This is a genomic window from Labrys monachus, from assembly GCF_030814655.1.
In the GTDB taxonomy this organism is placed as follows: Bacteria; Pseudomonadota; Alphaproteobacteria; order Rhizobiales; family Labraceae; genus Labrys; species Labrys monacha.
The window spans coordinates 1,248,789-1,267,553 of sequence record NZ_JAUSVK010000001.1 but is presented as its reverse complement, the minus strand read 5'-3'; the positions used below and the strand labels follow the sequence as shown (position 1 = coordinate 1,267,553).

17 protein-coding genes are annotated in these 18,765 nt (G+C 66.8%); 3 read left to right on the top strand and 14 right to left on the bottom strand.

The window, feature by feature from the left end:
• Window positions 1-66: 66 nt before the first annotated feature.
• The 11 genes from J3R73_RS05545 to J3R73_RS05495 all read right to left on the bottom strand — a co-directional run bounded on the left by J3R73_RS05545 (window position 67) and on the right by J3R73_RS05495 (window position 12,344).
• Window positions 67-1,092 carry an ABC transporter ATP-binding protein gene (locus J3R73_RS05545; RefSeq protein WP_307423461.1) on the bottom strand — a complete coding sequence of 342 codons (1,026 nt, stop codon included), beginning with the start codon at window positions 1,090-1,092 and terminating at the stop codon, window positions 67-69.
• Between the two features lie 2 nt (window positions 1,093-1,094).
• The gene (locus tag J3R73_RS05540) at window positions 1,095-2,177 is read right to left on the bottom strand and encodes an ABC transporter ATP-binding protein (RefSeq protein WP_307423456.1); all 1,083 of its coding nucleotides are present in this window, start codon (window positions 2,175-2,177) and stop codon (window positions 1,095-1,097) included.
• A 17-nt stretch (window positions 2,178-2,194) separates the two neighbouring features.
• On the bottom strand, window positions 2,195-3,082 hold the full coding sequence (locus tag J3R73_RS05535; protein WP_370880068.1) for an ABC transporter permease: 888 nt from the start codon (window positions 3,080-3,082) through the stop codon (window positions 2,195-2,197).
• Window positions 3,083-3,098: 16 nt separating this feature from the next.
• The gene (locus J3R73_RS05530; protein ID WP_307423450.1) at window positions 3,099-4,052 is read right to left on the bottom strand and encodes an ABC transporter permease; all 954 of its coding nucleotides are present in this window, start codon (window positions 4,050-4,052) and stop codon (window positions 3,099-3,101) included.
• Window positions 4,053-4,122: 70 nt separating this feature from the next.
• Window positions 4,123-5,820, bottom strand: a complete 1,698-nt coding sequence (locus J3R73_RS05525) for a peptide ABC transporter substrate-binding protein (protein WP_307423447.1) — start codon at window positions 5,818-5,820, stop codon at window positions 4,123-4,125.
• Window positions 5,821-5,996: 176 nt separating this feature from the next.
• Entirely contained in the window at window positions 5,997-7,325 is a 1,329-nt protein-coding gene (locus J3R73_RS05520) for an NAD(P)/FAD-dependent oxidoreductase (protein WP_307423445.1), read from the bottom strand.
• A gap of 36 nt (window positions 7,326-7,361) precedes the next feature.
• A complete protein-coding gene (locus J3R73_RS05515) occupies window positions 7,362-8,069 on the bottom strand; it encodes an SDR family NAD(P)-dependent oxidoreductase (RefSeq protein WP_307423442.1) in 708 nt (235 codons plus the stop codon).
• 33 nt (window positions 8,070-8,102) lie between these two features.
• A complete protein-coding gene (locus tag J3R73_RS05510; RefSeq protein ID WP_307423439.1) occupies window positions 8,103-8,645 on the bottom strand; it encodes a MarR family winged helix-turn-helix transcriptional regulator in 543 nt (180 codons plus the stop codon).
• Between the two features lie 104 nt (window positions 8,646-8,749).
• On the bottom strand, window positions 8,750-10,069 hold the full coding sequence (locus tag J3R73_RS05505; protein ID WP_307423437.1) for an NAD(P)/FAD-dependent oxidoreductase: 1,320 nt from the start codon (window positions 10,067-10,069) through the stop codon (window positions 8,750-8,752).
• A gap of 242 nt (window positions 10,070-10,311) precedes the next feature.
• Complete coding sequence (locus tag J3R73_RS05500; protein ID WP_307423434.1) at window positions 10,312-11,685, bottom strand: sensor histidine kinase; 1,374 nt, start codon at window positions 11,683-11,685, stop codon at window positions 10,312-10,314.
• Window positions 11,682-12,344, bottom strand: coding sequence for a response regulator (locus tag J3R73_RS05495; protein WP_307423432.1), 663 nt, complete (start codon window positions 12,342-12,344; stop codon window positions 11,682-11,684). The genes J3R73_RS05500 and J3R73_RS05495 overlap by 4 nt, the downstream gene beginning before the upstream one ends.
• A 109-nt stretch (window positions 12,345-12,453) precedes the next feature.
• On the opposite strand from J3R73_RS05495, the gene dsbD reads away from it, so the two are divergent.
• From dsbD to J3R73_RS05480, 3 genes are read left to right on the top strand one after another with little or no spacing between them, the layout of a single operon-like run.
• Window positions 12,454-14,250 carry a protein-disulfide reductase DsbD gene (dsbD, locus tag J3R73_RS05490; protein ID WP_307423430.1) on the top strand — a complete coding sequence of 599 codons (1,797 nt, stop codon included), beginning with the start codon at window positions 12,454-12,456 and terminating at the stop codon, window positions 14,248-14,250.
• Between the two features lie 21 nt (window positions 14,251-14,271).
• Window positions 14,272-14,904 (top strand): DsbA family protein, encoded by a 633-nt coding sequence (locus J3R73_RS05485; RefSeq protein WP_307423428.1) that lies wholly within the window; start codon window positions 14,272-14,274, stop codon window positions 14,902-14,904.
• Window positions 14,905-14,915: 11 nt separating this feature from the next.
• Complete coding sequence (locus J3R73_RS05480; protein ID WP_307423425.1) at window positions 14,916-15,617, top strand: L,D-transpeptidase; 702 nt, start codon at window positions 14,916-14,918, stop codon at window positions 15,615-15,617.
• 193 nt (window positions 15,618-15,810) lie between these two features.
• Here the strand turns inward: J3R73_RS05480 and J3R73_RS05475 are convergent, their stop codons facing one another.
• The 3 genes from J3R73_RS05475 to J3R73_RS05465 are packed head-to-tail and all read right to left on the bottom strand — an operon-like array spanning window position 15,811 to window position 18,393.
• On the bottom strand, window positions 15,811-15,957 hold the full coding sequence (locus J3R73_RS05475) for a DUF2474 family protein (RefSeq protein WP_307423422.1): 147 nt from the start codon (window positions 15,955-15,957) through the stop codon (window positions 15,811-15,813).
• On the bottom strand, window positions 15,957-16,964 hold the full coding sequence (cydB, locus tag J3R73_RS05470) for a cytochrome d ubiquinol oxidase subunit II (RefSeq protein ID WP_307423419.1): 1,008 nt from the start codon (window positions 16,962-16,964) through the stop codon (window positions 15,957-15,959). Before cydB ends, J3R73_RS05475 begins: the two co-directional genes overlap by 1 nt.
• Window positions 16,965-16,977: 13 nt before the next feature.
• Window positions 16,978-18,393 carry a cytochrome ubiquinol oxidase subunit I gene (locus J3R73_RS05465; RefSeq protein ID WP_307423415.1) on the bottom strand — a complete coding sequence of 472 codons (1,416 nt, stop codon included), beginning with the start codon at window positions 18,391-18,393 and terminating at the stop codon, window positions 16,978-16,980.
• Between the last annotated feature and the right edge of the window lie 372 nt (window positions 18,394-18,765).

The following is an 18,765-nucleotide window of genomic DNA, read 5'->3' as shown; positions in this document are numbered from 1 at the left end:
GCCCACTGGCCCGTGCCTCCGATACCGCAGTCCTTGCTGACTTGCCCTCGCGCCGGCCGGGAACGTTCAGGCCCCTCCGGCCGGCGCGAGATCGTCGCGAATGCAACGCACCATATGGCCCGCCGCCACCGGCCTGAGCGGCGGCACGGCCTCGGCGCAGGCGGGAAGAACATGGCGGCAGCGCGTGCGGAAGGCGCAGCCGGAGGGCGGATCGATCGGGCTGGGCATGTCGCCCTTCAGGACGATGCGTTCTCGCCGCAGCGTTGGATCGTGCACCGGCACCGCCGAGAAGAGCGCCTGCGTATAGGGATGGCGCGGCTGCCGGAACAGCGCTCTCGTCTCTGCAATCTCGACGATGCGGCCGAGATACATCACCGCCACCCTGTCGCAGAGATAGCCGACGACCGCCAGGTCGTGGCTGATGAACAGGACGGTGAGGTTCAGCCTCCTGCGGATGTCGATCAGCAGATTGACGATCTGGGCCTGGATCGAGACGTCGAGCGCCGAGACGGGCTCGTCGGCGACGAGGAAGCTCGGCTCGGTCACGAAGGCGCGTGCGATGCCGATGCGCTGGCGCTGCCCGCCCGAGAATTCATGCGGATAGCGGTCCGCATATTGGCTGGACAGACCCACCAGTTCCAGCGCCTCGACGATGCGGGCCGTGCGCGCGGCCTCGTCCAGATCCGCCCGCTGGATCACGAGGGGAGCGGCCACGATCTGCCGGACCGTCATGCGCGGATTGAGCGAGGAGAACGGATCCTGGAAGATCATCTGCATGCGGGGCCGCAGGGGACGCAGCTCGCGCCGGCTCAGATGCGTGATGTCCTTACCGTCGAGGACGATGCGCCCCTCGGTGGGTCGTATCATGCGAAGCACGGCCCGCCCGAGCGTGCTCTTGCCCGAGCCCGATTCCCCGACCAGGCCCAGCACCTCGCCGCGCCCTATGTCGAACGAGACGTCTTCCACGGCACGGACAAGATCCCTGCGGCCGAGGAAGCCGGAACCAATCCGGTACCATTGCCGCAGATGCTCCACGCGCAGCAGGGGCTCCTGGCCATCGGCCTCAATCGGGCGTTCGGGTGTCGCCAGCATTGTCATGCCCCCCGCATCGCGAGTTCCCGCCAGCGCGCGCAGCGGACGGAATGGCCCGGCGCCGTCGGCTCCAGCGGCGGAATCGCAGCGTCGCAGATGCCTTGCTCGGCATGGCCGCAGCGCGGCGCGAACGCGCAGCCCGGCGGCAGGTTGAGCGGGTCGGGCACGCTTCCTGGGATCGCCTCCAGCCGCCCGCCGCCCTGCCCGGCCAGGTCCATGCGCGGCACGGATCGCAACAATCCCTGCGTATAGGGCATTCGCGGCTGCTTCATCACCGGCACGACGCCGCCCTGCTCGACGATGCGGCCGGCATACATCACCATGACCTGGTCGGCGATCTCCGCGACGACGCCGAGATTATGGGTGATGAAGATGATCGCCATGCCGGTCGCGGTCTGCAGTTCCCTCAAAAGCGCCAGGATCTGGGCCTGCACCGTGACGTCGAGCGCCGTCGTCGGCTCGTCGGCGATGAGGATCCGAGGGTCGCAGGCCAGCGCGATGGCGATCATCACCCGCTGGCGCATGCCGCCGGACAGATGATGGGGATAGGAGGACAGCCGGCGCCGGGCTTCCGGAATGCCCACCCGGTCGAGAAGCTCCACGGCGCGCGCCAGGGCGGCGCGGCGGCTGACGCCGCGATGGAACATCACCGCCTCCGCGATCTGGTCGCCGATATGGTGCACGGGGTTGAGCGAGGTCATCGGTTCCTGGAAGATCATCGAGATCTCGTTGCCGCGCACCAGGCGCATGGCCCGGTCGTCGAGCGTCGCCAGATCGCGCGGCGCCGCGCCGCCACTCAGCAGGACGCTCCCGCCCAGCCTGACCCTGGGCGCCGGCGGCGTCAGGCGCATGATCGCCAGGCTGGTGACGCTCTTGCCCGATCCCGACTCGCCGACCAGCGCCAGGGTCTCCTGCGGCCGCAAGGCAAAGGAGACGTCCTGCACCGCATGGATGGGCCCGTTCTCCGTCCTGAAGGTCACGGAGAGATTGCGCACTTCCAGGATCGCAGGCCCGCCGGCCGCCGCGCCATGCCCGGGAGGCGGCGGAACCGAGACTGCGGTACGAGGCTCGCTTGCCGAAATCATGCCCGTCCCCCCCGCTCTCAAGCCAGATCGAAGCGGGCGTCGAGCGCATCGCGCAAGCCGTCGCCGACGAAGTTGAAGCTGGTCACCGCCAGCGTGATCATCAGGCCGGGGAATATCGCGAGCCAGGGGGCGGAGCCGAGATATTGCTGGGCATTGTTGAGCATGTTGCCCCAGCTGGCGGTCGGCGCCTGGATGCCGTAGCCGAGAAAGCTCACATAGGCCTCCATCAGGATCGCCCGCGCCACCGTCAGCGTGGCGGCCACGATGATCGGCCCCGCCGCGTTGGGCAGCAATTCGTTGAACATCACGTGGCGGCCCGAAGCGCCGAGCAATTCGGCAGCGGCGGTGAAGTCGCGTTCGCGCAAGGTGCGGATCTGGCTCTGGACGACCCGCGCCACCTCCATCCAGCTGGTGGCCGCGATGATCAAGGTCAGCGTCAGCACGTCGGGGTGAATGAAGGCGGCCAGCACCAGAAGTAGAAAGATCGAGGGAAAGCAGAGCATCGCATCGACGAAGCGCATCAGAGCGAGGCCCAGCCAGCGCCCGTAATAGCCGGCCGTCACCCCGACCAGCACGCCGATCGCGGTGCTGACGAGCATGGCGGCAAAACCGATGGTGAGGGAAATCCGACCCGCCATCAAAAGCCGCACCAGAAGGTCCCGGCCGAGCTGGTCGGTGCCGAACACATGGCCGCCGGCCGGCGGCGGCTCGAAGCGGTGGCGCAAATCGATGTGGAGCTGGTCGAACGGGATGACCCATGGCCCGGCGATCGTCGCCAGCACCAGGGCGGCAATCGCGCAAGCGCCGAACACGGCGAGCCGGTGACGCAGGAAGCGCCGCAATGCGCGGCTGCGAAGACGCGCCGATCCCGACGGGGATGCGGCCGGCGCGGTCACTGACGACATCGACATCGGGGCCTCCTCACGTGAGCCGGATGCGCGGATCGGCGACCGCGCAGAGCAGGTCCGCCAGCAGATTGCCGAGCAGGACCAGGATGGCCGAAAACATCAGGATGCCCATCACCACCGGATAGTCGCGATATCCCAGCGAATCGAGGAAGAGCCGCCCCATCCCGGGCCAGGTGAACACCGTCTCGGTGACCAGCGCGCCGCCGAGCAGGCTCGGCAGTTCCAGCCCCGCCAGCGTGATCATCGGCAGGAGGGCGTTGCGGAAGGCGTGGTGCAGCAGGATGGTCCGCTCCGGCAGCCCCTTCGCCCGCGCGGTGCGGATATAATCCTGGTTGATCACGTCCAGCATGGAGGAGCGCATGTAGCGGCTCCACACCGCCACCTCGACGAGCGCCAGCACCAGAGCGGGGGCGATGAGATGGTGCAAATAGTCCAGGATCGACCCGCCGCCGCCGATGGTGGCGCGGTTTCCCGCCGGCAGCCACTGCAGCTTGACGGCGAAGACATAGATGGTGATCAGGCCGAACCAGAAGGTGGGGATCGACAGCGCGACCATCGCCCCGACGGTCGCCAGCGTGTCGAATATCGAATAGCGCCGCACCGCGCCCATGATGCCGACGGATATGCCGATGACCACGGCGATCAGGATCGCCGCGACCATCAATTCCAGCGTCGCCGGCAGGCGCGAGCCGATGACGGCGAGGACGGGCTGGCTGTCGCGGTATGACCGCCCCCAGTCGCCGGCCAGCAGCCGGGAGAACCACTCCCAATATTGGACCGGAAGCGGCCGGTCGAGCCCCATCTCGTGGGCGATGCGCGCGATGTCGGCCTGGGACAGGCCGGGCACGAGCGCGAACTGCGACAGCGGCCCGCCCGGTGCCAGATGCAACACGGCGAAGCCGATGGCGGAGACGAGCACGAGCAGAACGAGGCTCTGCGCGAGGCGACCGATGAAGAAACGGACCAAATTCGATGCTCCCGGCCGATGGCGGAAAGACGAGGCGGAGAACGGCTCCGCCGCGCCGGATTGCCGGCGATCAGGTCGCCCAGTACCAGGTGTTGGCGTTCCAGCAATTCTCCTGCACGTTGACGTTGGGCGTAAAGCCTTCGAGCTTGGCCTTGACACCCGAAACCATCGCATATTGGAAGATCGGCAGATAAGGCAGCTCGGCGCGCGTCACCTCCTGCATCTTCCTGTAGGCCGCCTTGCGCTTTTCGAGGTCCACCGTCTTGGCGCCTTCCGCCAGAAGGCCGTCGACCTCGGGGTTCTCGAACTGGGTGGTGTTCTGCCCGGAGCCGCCCTTCGCGCCGATGGAGCGGCTGGAGAAGAAATCGGTGGCGTCCGGATCGGGCCCGATCATGAAGCCGATGCCCACCATCGCGCTTTCGAACTTGGATTGCATCCAGAAATCGCCCCACATCACCGCCGGGGGCAGATTGTTGATGGTCATCTTGGCGCCGATATCGGCCCAGTTCTGCTGCAGCAATTGCTGCGCCTGTTCGCGGACGTGGTTGCCGGCGGTCGTCGAGTTGACGAATTCGAGCCGCACGCCGTCCTTGGCCCGCACCCCGTCCGATCCCAGCGCCCAGCCGGCCTCGTCGAGGATCTTCTTGGCCTTTTCCGGATCGAATTCATGCTTGGGCAGATCGGGATTGAAGGCCCAGGACTGCTTGGGCAGGAAGGACTCCGTCTCGCTCGGCAGGCCGTAATAGATCTGTTCGATGACGCTCTTCTTGTCCATGCCGTAGTAGAGAGCCTCGCGAACCGCCTTGTCCTTGAACACGGGCAGGCCGACATTGACGGCGATGTTCTCGATGAAGGGCTGCGGCACCGGCATCACGGCGCGGTCGGCGAGGCCCTTGGCCTCCTCATAGTGGTCGGGGGTGATGCCCTGCAGGCCGATATAGTCGATGTCTCCGGTCTGGAACTGCGTGTAGAGCACGGTCATATCGGGAATGTACTTGACGATCAGTCTTTCCAGATAGGGGCCGTCGCCGTGATAGCCGTCATGGGCGGCAAGCGTGATGTGGTCGCCCGGCACCCGTTCCACCCATTTGAAGGGGCCGGTGCCGACCGGGCTGGTGGTGAAGGCGGGCTTGTTGAGATCGGCTTCCTTTTCCAGGATGTGCTTGGGCACGAGGAAGGTCCAGGACAGGATGGCCGGATAGGGCGCATAGGCCTTCTCCATGCGCCAGGTCAGCTCGGTGGGGCTGACGATCTTGATGTCGCGGACCAGTTCGTGGCCCGCCCGGCGGCCCGCGATGAATTTCGGATTCTGGATCAGCTCGATGTTGAACTTCACGTCATCGGCCGTGAACGGCGTGCCGTCATGCCATTTGACGTTGTCCTTGAGCTTGATGCGCCAGTTGAGGCCATCCGCCGAGATGCCGCCATTCTCGACCGTGGGGATTTCCGCCACCAGATCGGGCTGGAAAGCCCCCTTGGGATCGACGCGCCACAAGGCGCTGAACAGGTTGAAATAGACGGCTTCATCGACCTCGATATGGACCAGAAGGGGATGAAAGACCGTCGGCTCCTGCGAAAGGCCGACGATCGCCTGCCCGGTCGGCTTGGCGGGCGGCGTGGCCGCATGGGCGGCATCGATCCAGCCCCGCTGCGGGCCCAGCCATGTCAGGAAGCCGGCCGACGCCCCCAGCGCGAGAAGCTGGCGGCGGGAGGGTTTGAGAATCGACGCGCCCCGAAGACCCGTCTTGTCCTTGCTGTGCTCAGTCATGATGGATGGTCCTCTGTTTTTGTGTTTTTCGCAGCCAAGCGATGGCCCGCCGCGCCTTGGGCCCCGGCACTCCCCGGCGCAGAACGGCATTTCCGCGGAAAACCCCGTTCTGCTCCAACTCCTTGTTCCCTGACGCCGTTGCGGCTCCTTTCGATTTCGCTGGAGCGCCGGGCGCTTCAGATCCCCGCGATCGGGCGGGGGTTGGAACCGTCGCTGAAGCGCGAGAAGCGGAACTCGTGGGGATCGACGACGGGCGTTCCTCCCATGACGAGGTCGGCGATCAGCCGGCCCGCGCCCGGACCGATGCCGAAGCCATGCCCCGAAAAGCCGGTGGCGATGACGAGGCCGGGCAGGCTGTCGACGGGGGAGATCACCGGGATGGCGTCGGGCATGACGTCGATGAGGCCGGCCCATTCCTGGACGATCCTCGTCCCGGCGAAGACCGGATACATCCTGGACAGGCTCTCCAGCGCCTGGCGGAGGTAGCGGCGATCCGGCGCGGGGTCGAGCACCCTCACCTTCTCATAGACGGAGACCGCGTCCAGCGGCGTCGGCGCCGCCTCCCGCCATTCCTGGGCGAAGCGTCCGTCCAGCCGCAATTTGAGGCTCTTGTGGTCCGCGCGCAGCGCCGGCAGGAAATCGGTGAAGAAGCGGAAGCTGTCGGGCACGATCGGGACGACGTTCACATTGCCGTTGGCGATGTTGTAGCCGCCGTCGAGGCGGCGTCGGAACGCGAACTCGTTGCACCACATCGCCGTCTCGGGGGCTCCTTCCAGCGGCGCCGTGCGCATGACGCTGGACCGCACCTTGAGTTGCGGCAGGGTCAGGCCGAGATCTTTGAGGAAGCGCCGCGACCAGGCACCGCCCGCCACCACCAGGCTCTTGCAGCGGATGCGCCCGCGCTCGGTCACCGCCGCGGCGATCCTGCCGCCTTCCCTGTCCAGCCCCCGGACGGCGCAATCGGTGAGAATGACGGCGCCGTTCCGCCGCGCCTCCGCCGCGATGGCGGGCGCCGCCTTCTGCGGCTCGGCCCTTCCGTCGGTCGCGCAGAACAAGGCCGCCTTCCAGCGCGACGCGCCGCCGGGCACCTGCCGCTCGAGCTCGGCGCCGGAAATCAAACGGGCGTCGATCTGGTAGGGCCGTGCATGGTCGAGCCAGGTCTCGTACCGGGCGACCTCCGCCTCGCTCTCGGCCGCGAACACGATGCCCGTGCGGCGAAAGCCGGTCTCGGCGCCGACGACCTGGTTCATGCCTTCCCACAGGCGCAGGCTCTCGATGATCAGGGGGATCTCGCGCGGATCGCGCCGCGCCTTGCGCACCCAGCCCCAGTTGCGGCTGGATTGCTCGCCGGCGATGTGGCCCTTCTCGCAGAGCACGACGGAAACGCCGCGCTGCGCCAGGAAGAGGGCGGCACTGGTGCCGATGATGCCGCCGCCGACGATGACGACGTCTGCCTCCGCGGGAAAGCGGGCATCGGATGCGAGGGTATCGACCTGCGGACCCATGTCAGGCCGAGCCCGCGAGGCGGTTGCCGATTGTCGTCATAGCATTTCTTCCAGGGTTGAATTGATCGGGAGTTCCGCGACGCTAGCGCTGTTGGGCAGATCGAGAACGACGCCGACGAGGCGGGCGACGTCGGCGGGCTGGGTCATGTCCTCGGGCGGCCTCGTCGTCAGGCCCGCCGCCATGTCGGTCGCCACGAAGCCGGGACAGACGGCCGTGGCGCGGATGCCGTCCTCCCAGCCGGCATGGCGGATGGCGTGGGTCATGGCGAGGGCCGCGAATTTGCTGGTCGAATAGAGGCCCGCCTTCGCGGTCTTCACCCGCAACCCCGACAGGGAGACGATGGTGACCACCCGCCCTCGTCCCGACCGGGTGAGCCACGGCCAGGCGGCGCGCACGAGGCGCAGGGGCGAGCGCACATTCACCTGGAAGAGGTCGTCGAGCTCTTCGTCCTCCGCCTCGATCACCGTCTTGGGAATGGTGATGCCGGCATTGGCGATGACGGCATCGATGCGGCCGAAGCGCTCGACCGTCGCTTCCACCCATGCCTTCTCGCTTGCGGGGCGGCGGGCATCGAAGCCGCAGACGAGGGTCTGGGCGGCGCCGGCCCTGGGCGGCAGCCGGGCGGGGTCGCGCACCCCCAGGCTCAACCGCCAGCCCTGCCGGGACAGATGGTCGGCAATGGCCGCGCCGATACCGCGATTGGCGCCCGATATCATCGCCACGCGGGACGAGGGATCAGCCATGGGGCCCTCCCCGCCGCGGCGCGGCTCCCGGCGTCAGTCGGCGCTCGGCACCATGTCGATATAGGTCTCGTAGACCTTGCGCAGCAGGTCCAGCAGCGTATCGCGTTCGCCCGGGCTGAGGACGGCGAAAAACTCGTCGTCCTGCCGCTTGATCACGTCGCGGATCTTGTGGACGACGCCGCGCCCCTTCTCCGTCAGATAGAGTTCGCGGGCGCGGCGCTCGACGCGGGAAACCCGCTGCTCGATGAAGCCTTCCTTCTCCATCTGGTCGAGCAGCTTGCCCATCGCCGAACGATCCTTGCGGATGAAATGCGCCAGGACGGAGGGGCGCAGGCCGGGGTTGGCCCCGGTCAGCAGGATGGTCGAGATCTTCCCCGTGCCGCCGGCCAGGCCGAAGCTCTCCATGTGGCTGTCGAGGTCCCTGCTGACCACGATATTGACCGAGCGAATATAGAAACTCAGCAGCGAGCCGAACACGTCGAAATCGATGTTCTGGTAGTCGATGGTCTTGGGGACCTTCGCCGGGTTGCGCTGCTGCGCTTCGCGCCGACGCCGCATCAGATCGCCGGAACTCATGGCAGCGCCCGCTTCCCCCGTGAAACCGTCCTGAGCCGTGCTGATGGCATCCGATCATGGTTCATGCAACTCCTTTCCTGCCTGCCGTGCCGCCGCTCGCCCCTTCAGAAAGGTGGCGGCGTCGCACCGCCCGCCCGCGCTTGGCGCCAATCGTTGAAGCGATACCAGGCCAGGAAAAGCCGGGGCGCGAAGTTCATGTAGAAGGGGGCGGAACGCAGCGGCTCGAGCGGCAGCGCCAGATCTTCGGGCCTGGCACCCAGCGCCCATTCGGCCAGAACCGTTCCCATCATGGTTCCGGTCGGCACGCCGCGGCCCGAATAGCCCAGCGAGGCGACGATGCCGGGAGCGAGGTCGAACAAACGGGGGATCGTCTTGGGCTGCATGTCCAGGGCGCCCAGCCAGTAATACTGCCAATCGACCTCGGGCAGGTCCGGCAGCAGCCATTGCAGCTTCCGGGCCATCAGCGCCTTGGTATAGGCGACATCCCCGCCCCGCCGGCCTTCGACGAAGGCAGACGTCACCAGCCGGCCCTCCTTGTTGTATTTGTAGATCATCGCATCGCCGCGGCTGTCGACGACGGTGTTGTTGTCGGGAGCGATGATCTTGCGCAGATTGTCGCCGATGGGCTGCGTCGCCATCACCGCCACGCCCAGGCGTCGGAAGCTCCCTTCGAGTCCCGGCCAGAAGCCGTCGGTGTAGGCGCCGGTGCCGCAGATCACCCTGTCGGCGATGACGGCCCCCTTGGCCGTCTCGACGCACCAGCGCCCACCCTCGGCGGCAATGGCGGTGACAGGGGACTGCGTGAATACGCGCGCGCCGAGCGACATCGCGGCCCGGGCCAGGCCGCGCGAATAGCCCAGCGGATTGAGATGCCCGCCCTCCGGATGAAACCAGCCGCCATAATAGCGGGGCGAGCCCGTCAGCCGCGTGACCTCGTCGCGGTCGAGCATGCGGGTCGCCTTGCCGACGGATTGGTAATAGCCGCAGCGCTGTTCCATCTTGGGAAGCAGGGCCGGCGCATGGGCACTCTGGACATAGCCGGTCTGCACGCCCTCGCAATCGATATCGTAGCGGCGGATGAGATCGAAAACGAGGTTTGCGGCATCGGTCTGGCGTTGGATGAGACGGGATGCGAACGGCTCGCCCAGCATCTTCCGGATCGTCGGTATCTCGTAGAAATGGAATGTCGGCGTGCAATGGCCGGCATTGCGGCCGGAACCGCCATTGCCGATCTCTTTGGCCTCGAGAAGAACGACGTTGACCCCGCGTTCGGCCAAATGGAGCGCCGACGAGAGGCCGGTATAGCCGCCGCCGACGACGCAGACATCGGTGTTCTCGCGGCCTTCCAGCTCGAAGCTTTCGGGAGCGGCGGCCGCGGTTGCATGCCAAAGCGAGGGCTCGATAGGCGCATCCTGTATCTTCATCCGACTCGCCTTGCGATTCTATTGTTCTGGATGAGACAAAAAGAGACATATGCATCCAAACGTAAAGTCTGGAACGCCGACATTATATGCCGTCAGAGGTCTTATATTTAGGAACGTGCGCAATGATGGTAGTCATCCACTATTGTTTCTGTCAAGCGCACGGCCAATCGCCCGATGGCGAAAATAATGGCAGCTCCTGCCTCTTTGCTGGCAGGCGGCGCGAATTCCTCGCAGGGAAGCCCTCAAGCGGGCAAGGGCCCGGTCGCCGGCGCGGCACTGCTCTTGTCGATCGAGGAGCCCGACGTGCTCCAGGTGAGACTGCATCGCAATCCGACGCGGTCGCCTCGGTTGGACAGTTCGAGGCCCGCGTGAATTTTCTCGGCCGCCATCTTGGCGATCGTCAGTCCGAGCCCCGTACCCGTGGGACTCCGGTTGTGCCCGCGATAGAACCGCCGGGTCACCAGTCCCAGTTCCGGCTCCGGGATGCCCGGACCCTCGTCCTCGACGGCGAGCCCCCCGACATCGGGCAGCAAGCGCCAGCGGATGCGTCCGGGATCGCGCATATGCTCGACGGCGTTCTCGTGCAGGTTCCTGAGGACGAGGTGCAGGCACTCGGCGCTGCCTCGCAGAACCATGTCGTCGAGCGCCGGATCGATCTCGACATCGATGCGACCGGGCGTCGGCAGGGCTGCCACGACCTCGCGCAGCAGCGCACCGACATTGACGGCCGCTTCGCCCTGCGATGCCGGCATGGCCTCGAGCTTCGCCAATGCGAGCAACTGGCGCACCAGGCGGCTCGTGCGGTCGACGGAGACCAGGATCTGCCGCAGCGCCCCCTCCCTCACCGCCGTGTCCCGCGCCGCCAGAGCCACCTGCGCCTGTGTCTTGAGGCCTGCCAGAGGCGTGCGCAGTTCGTGGGCCGCAAAGGCCGTGATCTCGCGTTCGTGGCGCCGCGTCGCCTCGACCTTGCCGAACAGGCTGTTCAGCGCCGCGATGAGCGGACGGATCTCCGCGGGTGCGTGCGCGCCCGATACCGGGCGCATGTCCTCGCCGCTGCGCGAGACGATTTCCCCGGCGACGTCGTTCAGGGGCTTGAGCCCTCTGCCGAGACTCAGCCAGATCAGGCCGCCCAGCAGGGGAATGATCAGAAGCGCCGGCGCGACCAGGCCGGCGACGAGATCCCGCACCAGCCGGTCACGCAAGCCGATGCGATCCCCGATTGCGATGCGAATGCCCTTGGCGGCATCGACGATCGTATAGACGCGCCACATCTCGTGATCGACCACCCGGTCGGCAAAACCTTCCTTGTCCTGGGCGAGGCTCTCATTCGGCGCCCCGCTCGAGCGGGCGACGAGGCGGCCGTCGAAGGACCAGATCTGGCACGACAATTGCCGGGCATATCCGACGTCGTCCCCCTCGGATGCAGCCGGAGCCGCCTGCATGTCGCCACTGCCGGCGAGCGAATGCACCATCCTGGCCGCTTCCTGGAGCCGGGTGTCCAGCACATGTTCGAGCTGGGTGCGGCTGCCCAGATAGATCCACGCCACGGCGCACAGCCATATGGCAGCGGTCGCAGGCAGGAGGAGGAAGAAGAGGCGCCGACGCAGCGACGTCATGACGGCATCCTGATCCTGTAGCCGAGCCCTCGTACGGTCTCGATCGCCTCGCGCCCTATCTTGGCGCGCAGATTGTGGATATGCACCTCCACCGCGTTGCTCTCGACCTCCTCGTGCCAGCCATAGAGCCGATCCTCGATCTCGGCGCGCGAGCGGACGACGCCAGGACGCTCCATCAAGGCCGACAGCACCGCCACTTCTCGCCGGGACGCGGCGACGGGCCGGCCCTCGACGGTGACGGTCAGCGTCGAGGGATCGAGGACGATGCCGCCCGCCTTGAGCAGGGGATCGGAGCGGCCGGCCCGGCGCCGCACCAGGGCCCGCAGCCGTGCCGCCAATTCATCGAGATCGAAGGGCTTGCCGAGATAGTCATCGGCTCCGGTATCGAGCCCGTGGACCCGGTCGGCGATGTCGTCGAGGGCGGTCAGCAGCAGAACGGGGGTCGTATCGCCGCGCCGCCGCAGGTCCGCGAGGACGTCCAGGCCGGAGCCGTCCAGAAGCATCACGTCCAGAACGACGGCATCGAAACGGGTGGCGGCCAGTGCCGCCTGCGCATCGGCGCAGCTATCCACCCGGTCGACGGTCACGCCCGCCAGACCCAGACCGGCCTGCAGGCCGTCGGACAGGACCGGATCATCTTCGACGACGAGGACACGCATATCCGCCCTTTCCGGCCATTCTCGGCGAGAGGTTTCATGCGCAGCTTAAGGCTGCCTTAAGCTGCGTCGTCAGGATCGGCTGTCCAGGGAATCACTGAGAGGCCAGCCCATGCCGATACGCAAGATCGCCAAGGCGGGAGCAACGCTGCTCCTCGCATATGGAAGCCTCGCCCTCGCTTTCCAAGCCTGCGCCGCACCTCCGCGGGCCGCGGACCAGGTGTTCTCGCTGAAGGCCGAACGGGCGGATCCGCATATCCTCGGATTGACCTGGGACATCGCGCCTGGAAATTACCTTTATCGCGACGCGCTGAAGGCCACGCTCGATGGACAGCCTGTCGCGATGGAAACGCCCGCAGGGCACGAAAAGGACGATCCGAATTTCGGCACCGTCCAGATCTATCGTGGCCGCGTCGCCGCGACGGTGACCGGGGTGCCGGCGGAAGGCAGGCTGCAAGTCGTTTTCCAGGGCTGCGCCGACGAGGGGATCTGTTACCCGCCGGTGGTCGAGAACGTCGACCTCCGGACCTTGGATATAATCGAGGCGAAGTCCGGCCTGCCGGTCCGCAGCGCGGAGCCGGCGTCCTTTCCCGCGGATGGCGGTATGACGGCACAACCGGCCTCTTCCGGCGGTCTCGACGCCGCCACGGTGCTGCAGGGCAATGGTCTGGCCATGCTCGCCGCCTTCATGGGCTTCGGCTTCCTGTTGTCGCTGACGCCCTGCGTGCTGCCGATGATACCCGTGCTGGCGGCCATGCTCGCGGGCTCGGGCGCAAGACTGTCCGCCCGACGCGGCTTCGTCCTGTCGGGAACCTATGTGCTGGCCATGGCTGCCGCCTATGGATTGGTGGGGCTGGTTGCCGGCTGGACCGGCGCCAACCTGCAGGCCGCCCTCCAGACCCCCTGGGCGCTGGGCGCTGCTGCGATATTGTTCCTCGCCCTGGCACTGTCGATGCTCGGCGTTTTCGACATGGCCCTGCCGAGCGGCTTGGCCCGGAGGCTCTCGGCCAAGGGCCGGGCCGGTTCCGTACCCGGAGCGATGCTGCTGGGCTTCGGCTCCGCCCTGATCGTAGGTCCGTGCGTGACGCCTCCCCTTGCAGCCGCCATGTTGTATGCCGTGCAGACGGGCGAGGCGGCAAAGGGAGGAGCCGCCCTCTTCGCTCTCGGCCTCGGCATGGGACTGCCGCTCTTGGCAGCCGGGACGTTCGGTTCGAGAATCCTGCCGAAGGCCGGCCCTTGGCTGGAGCATGTGAAACCCGCGTTCGCCGTCGTGTTTCTGGCGGTTGCCGTCATGCTGGTGACGCGCATGGTGCCACCTGCCGCCGGTCTGGCGATCTGGGGTGCCTTTGCCATCGCCATGGGGGTGTTCGTCGGCGGCTTCGATCGCCTGGACCCGTCGAGCGGCTGGAATGCGCGGCTTTGCAAGGCCGCCGGCCTGACGGTTTGCATCTATGGCGCATCCCTACTGGTGGGCGCGGCCGCGGGCACCACGGACATGTGGCGTCCCCTGGCATTTCTGTCGGGGTCGTCCGCCGAAGCAAACGCACGGGAAGCCGAGGCACGCGTCAGCTCCCCCGTCGCTTTCGATCGGGCTCTCAGCCGATCCGAAGCGTGGGGAAAGCCGATACTGGTCTCCTTCACCGCGGACTGGTGCACCGTCTGCAGGTCCAATGAAGCCATCATGAACGAGCCGGCGCTGAGGCGCCGCCTCGAAGCCCTGCCCCGCATCGTCGCGGATGCGACGAGCTATGACGATGCCGTCCGGGACCTGCTGGCGCGCTTCGGCGTGGTCGGTCCGCCGACGCTCCTGCTGCTCGACGCCAACGGCCGCGAGATTGCCGGCACGCGCCTGGTCGGCCCCGTCACGGCCCAGGATATCGAACGGCGCCTGGCACAGGCCGGCGCCTGACTTCACACGAGGAAACGGACGATGAAACGAAGAGACCTGCTCACCCTGGCTGCTGCGACCGCCTTGATACCGGCCATGGCCATTCGCCTGTCGGGCCCGGCCTTTGCCCTGGACGTCGATGTCGAGGCCATCCTCCACGATCCCGAAGATCCGACGGGCGGTAATCCCAAAGGGGATGTCACCATCGTCGCCTTCACCGACTACAACTGCCCCTTCTGCAAGAAGTCGGCGCCCGACCTCGACCGCATCGTCAAGGACGATGGCAAGACCCGGCTCGTCTACAAGGACTGGCCCATCCTCACCAAAGCGTCCGTCTACGGTGCCCGGCTCGCTTTGGCCGCCAACTATCAGGGGGCATATCAGCTCGTCCATCGGGCGTTGATGCAGATTCCCGGGCGACAGATCCCCGAGGACAGGATGCTCCAGGCCGTCCAGGCCTCCGGCGTCGACATGGCACGCTTGCAGGCCGATCTGCAGGCCAGGGCGACGAGCATCATGGGGGTGCTCAAGCGCAATCTGGCGGAGGCCGATGCGCTGGGCCTGCAGGGCACGCCGACCTATCTCATCGGTCCTTTCCGGACATCGACGCTGGACTATCGCGGGTTCGTGGAGGCGCTTGCCGAAGCCCGCCGCCGGCAGGCAGCGGCCAAGTGAGGATCCGGCGCATGCATGTTCATCCGCGTCCGGCGCCAGCGGCCCGGTTCCTTGCCGCCCTGCTTCTCCCGGTGGGCCTTGCCGCCTGTGTTTCGACCGCCGGGACGGCGATGCAGCCCGCCGCCACGGACGCGGCCGCCCTGCCCGGAATCGACGCCCGGCATTACGGTCCCGTCACCGGCGAGCCCTTCGCGGTTCCGGCGGTGGCGCCCGGGGACCTGAAGCCGCGCTATATGCGTCAACTCGTCGACGACCCGACAGGCCGGGCTCCCGGCACCATCGTCGTCGATCCTCAAAACCGCTTCCTCTATCTGGTGCAGCAAGGAGGCAAGGCGCTGCGCTACGGCGTCGGCGTCGGCCGCCAGGGCATGGCCTGGTCGGGAACCGCCGAGGTTTCCTACAAGCGGGCTTGGCCCCGCTGGACACCGACCCGCGACATGGTCGCCCGCGAACCGGACAAATACCGCCGATGGGCCGACGGCATGGACGGAGGGGAAAGGAACCCGTTGGGCGCCCGGGCGCTCTACCTCTTCGAGGGCGGCAAGGATACGCTCTACCGCATCCATGGCACCAACGAGCCCTGGTCGATCGGGCATGCCATGTCGTCCGGCTGCATCCGGATGATGAATCAGGACGTGATCGATCTCTACCGGCGCGTCCCGGATGGCGCGAAGGTCGTGGTTCTGCCGGCGGGACAAGGATACGGCGCGTGACGCCCGGCGACGCGGGCACGCGACATCGGGTCGTCTGTCACGACAATGGCGTATCCTTTGCAGAGGACCCGCCTTGTTGCAGGCCGTTGCTGACCTGCCGGCGCAATCACGTGGCCGCCGGAGCTGGGAAGACCGCGATCGCCCGCCTCCGACTCACGGGCTTTGCCTATACCCCCCTGTAAGTCCGTCCGTTTCAGGCCGTCAGGCCGGCCATGCTCATGACGAGGCGGAATATCATGGCGACGAGCGCCAAGGCGGCCACGCTTGCCGTCCAGATGAGCACCAGCCAGCCGAGGCGGCGCAGCCAGATCCGCCGGGACGGGGACGTGTCCGCCGCCATCAATGATACCCCTCCCCCGGGCGGACCTTGCCGCGAAAGACGTAATAGGACCAGGCCGTATAGGCGAGTATGAAGGGGATGATGAACAGGGCGCCGACCAGCGCGAAGCCCATGCTCTGAACCGGGGCCGCCGCGTCCCAGATCGAGATCGCCGGCGGCACGATGTTCGGCCACAGGCTGATGGCCAGGCCGCTATAGCCGAGGAACAGCACGAAAAGCGCCAGGATGAAGGGCGGGGCATGGCTCTCGCGCCCGAGGGTACGCAAGAGCGCCCAGCCCGCCAGAAGCACGAGGACGGGCACCGGTGCGAAGAACAGCAGATTGGGCAAGGCGAACCAGCGGACAGCGACCGCCGGATGGGCATAGGGCGTCCAGAGGCTGACGACGGCGATCGCCGCCAGCAGCGCGACCGTGACCTGCCGTCCGAGCGCACGCATCCGGCCCTGAAGCCTTCCCTCCGTCTTCATGATCAGCCAGGTCGCGCCCAGCAGGCCGTAGGCCGCGAGGAGGCCGATGCCCGTGAACAGGCTGAAGGGTGTGAGCCAGTCGAGCAATCCGCCCGCATAGGCCCCGTCCGCCACCGTGAAACCGTTGATGAAGGCGCCGAGCGCCACGCCCTGGGAGAAGGTCGCGACATAGGAACCCCAGGCGAACGCTTTGTCCCAGAAAGGCTTGTGCGCTTCGTCGGCCTTGAAGCGGAACTCGAAGGCCACCCCGCGCCAGATCAGCCCCGCGAGCATCGCGACGATCGGCAGATAGAGCGCCGTGAGAATGATCGAATAGGCCAGGGGAAAGGCCGCAAGCAAGGCGGCGCCGCCGAGCACGAGCCAGGTCTCGTTGCCGTCCCAGACCGGCGCCACCGTATTCACCATCGTGTCCCGGTCCGAACGGTCGCGGACGAAGGGGAACAGCAGGCCGATGCCCAGATCGAAGCCGTCCATGATCACATACATCATCAGGCCGAAACCGATGACGACGGCCCATAACAGCGGAAGATCGATGCCCATGCGCGTTCCTCCCTCAGCCGACGGCCGGATCGATGTCGTCGGGCGCGGCCGACAGCGGGCGGGCCGGACGGGCCGCCTGGCCCGGACCGGCGGCCGAGCCGCCATCCGGCCCCTCCTCGGGCCCCTTGGCGACGAGCTTGAGCATATAGCTGATCCCCGTCCCGAAGACGGCGCAATACATCACGACGAAAAGGGTCAATGTCGACGACAGCGCGAGTGCGGAATGGTTGGAGACCGCATGCTCGGTCCGCATCAGGCCATAAACGACCCAGGGCTGGCGTCCGATCTCGGTCGTGAGCCAGCCGGCCAGGATGGCGATCAGGCCTGCCGGCCCCATCAGCGTGGCGAAGCGCAGGAACAGCGGCGAGCCGTAGAGGTTGCCCCGCCATCGCAGCCACCCGCCCCACAATCCCAGCAGCAGCATCAGGAAGCCGAGGCCGACCATGATGCGGAAGGTCCAGAACAGGACGGTCGAGTTGGGACGGTCCGCGGGCGGAAAATCGGAGAGCCCGGCAAACTGGCCCTCGAGGCTGTGGGTCAGGATGAGACTGCCGAGGCGCGGGATCTCGATCGCGTAGCGGGTGGTCTGCGCGGCCATGTCGGGCCAGCCGAACAGGATCAGGGGCACGCCCTCTCCCGGCTCGTTGCGCCAATGCCCCTCCATCGCCGCGATCTTGGCGGGCTGATATTCGAGCGTGTTGAGGCCATGGGCGTCGCCGACCGCGATCTGGATCGGCGCGACGATGAGCACCATCCAGAGCGCCATGGAGAACATGGTGCGTATCGGCGGCGTCGCGCGACCCCGCAGGAGCTGCCAGGCTCCCGACGCCCCCACGAACAGCGCCGTGGCCAGGTAGGCTGCGATCGTCATGTGGACGAGCCGGTAGGGGAAGGAGGGATTGAAGATGACCTTCAGCCAATCGACCGGCACCACCCGCCCGTTGACGACCTCGAAGCCTTGCGGCGTCTGCATCCAGCTGTTCGAGGCGAGAATCCAAGTGGCGGAGATCAGGGTCCCGATCGCCACCATCACCGTCGCGAAGAAGTGGAGCCCCGGGCCGACCTTGTTCCAGCCGAACAGCATGACGCCCAGGAAACCTGCCTCCAGGAAGAAGGCCGTCAGGACCTCATAGGCGAGCAGAGGACCGGTGATGCTTCCCGCGAATGCCGAGAAATAGCTCCAGTTCGTGCCGAACTGATAGGCCATCACCAATCCGGACACCACGCCCATCGCAAAGTTCACCGCGAAGACCTTCGACCAGAAATGATAGAGCTGGCGATAGGCGGCGTCCCGCTGCCAAAGCCAGAGGGCTTCGAGCACGGCGAGATAGCTGGCGAGCCCGATGGTGATCGCCGGGAAGATGATGTGAAACGAGACCGTGAAGCCGAATTGGATGCGCGCCAGTTCAAGCGCCGTCAGGCCGAACATGTTGCCTCCTGTATGGCCCGCCCGGACCATGGCCCGGGACGGCCCGAGGCCATGGTGCGAGCAACCACGCGGCTGAGCCGGGTGCCGTCAGGCGTCGCCCGATCCCGGATCGGCGCGATGCCCGAGCCGGGCAGGCGCGGAAAAGATCGCCATCGGCCGTATCGCCTCATCCGCCCAGTCTTCATCAACCCGACATTCCCTTGCGAACGCCATCCTTCCGAGACGACTAGGCGAGGAAGAGGGCGCTTTGACCTGGGCATTTTGCCCTGGGATATTTCGTCCGAGGACGGAATGTCCTGAACCTACGCGCTTGATCGGACGAATGCGAGTGACGAAAGCTTCTTGCGCGAAGCCGTGGCATGCGAGGGGCAG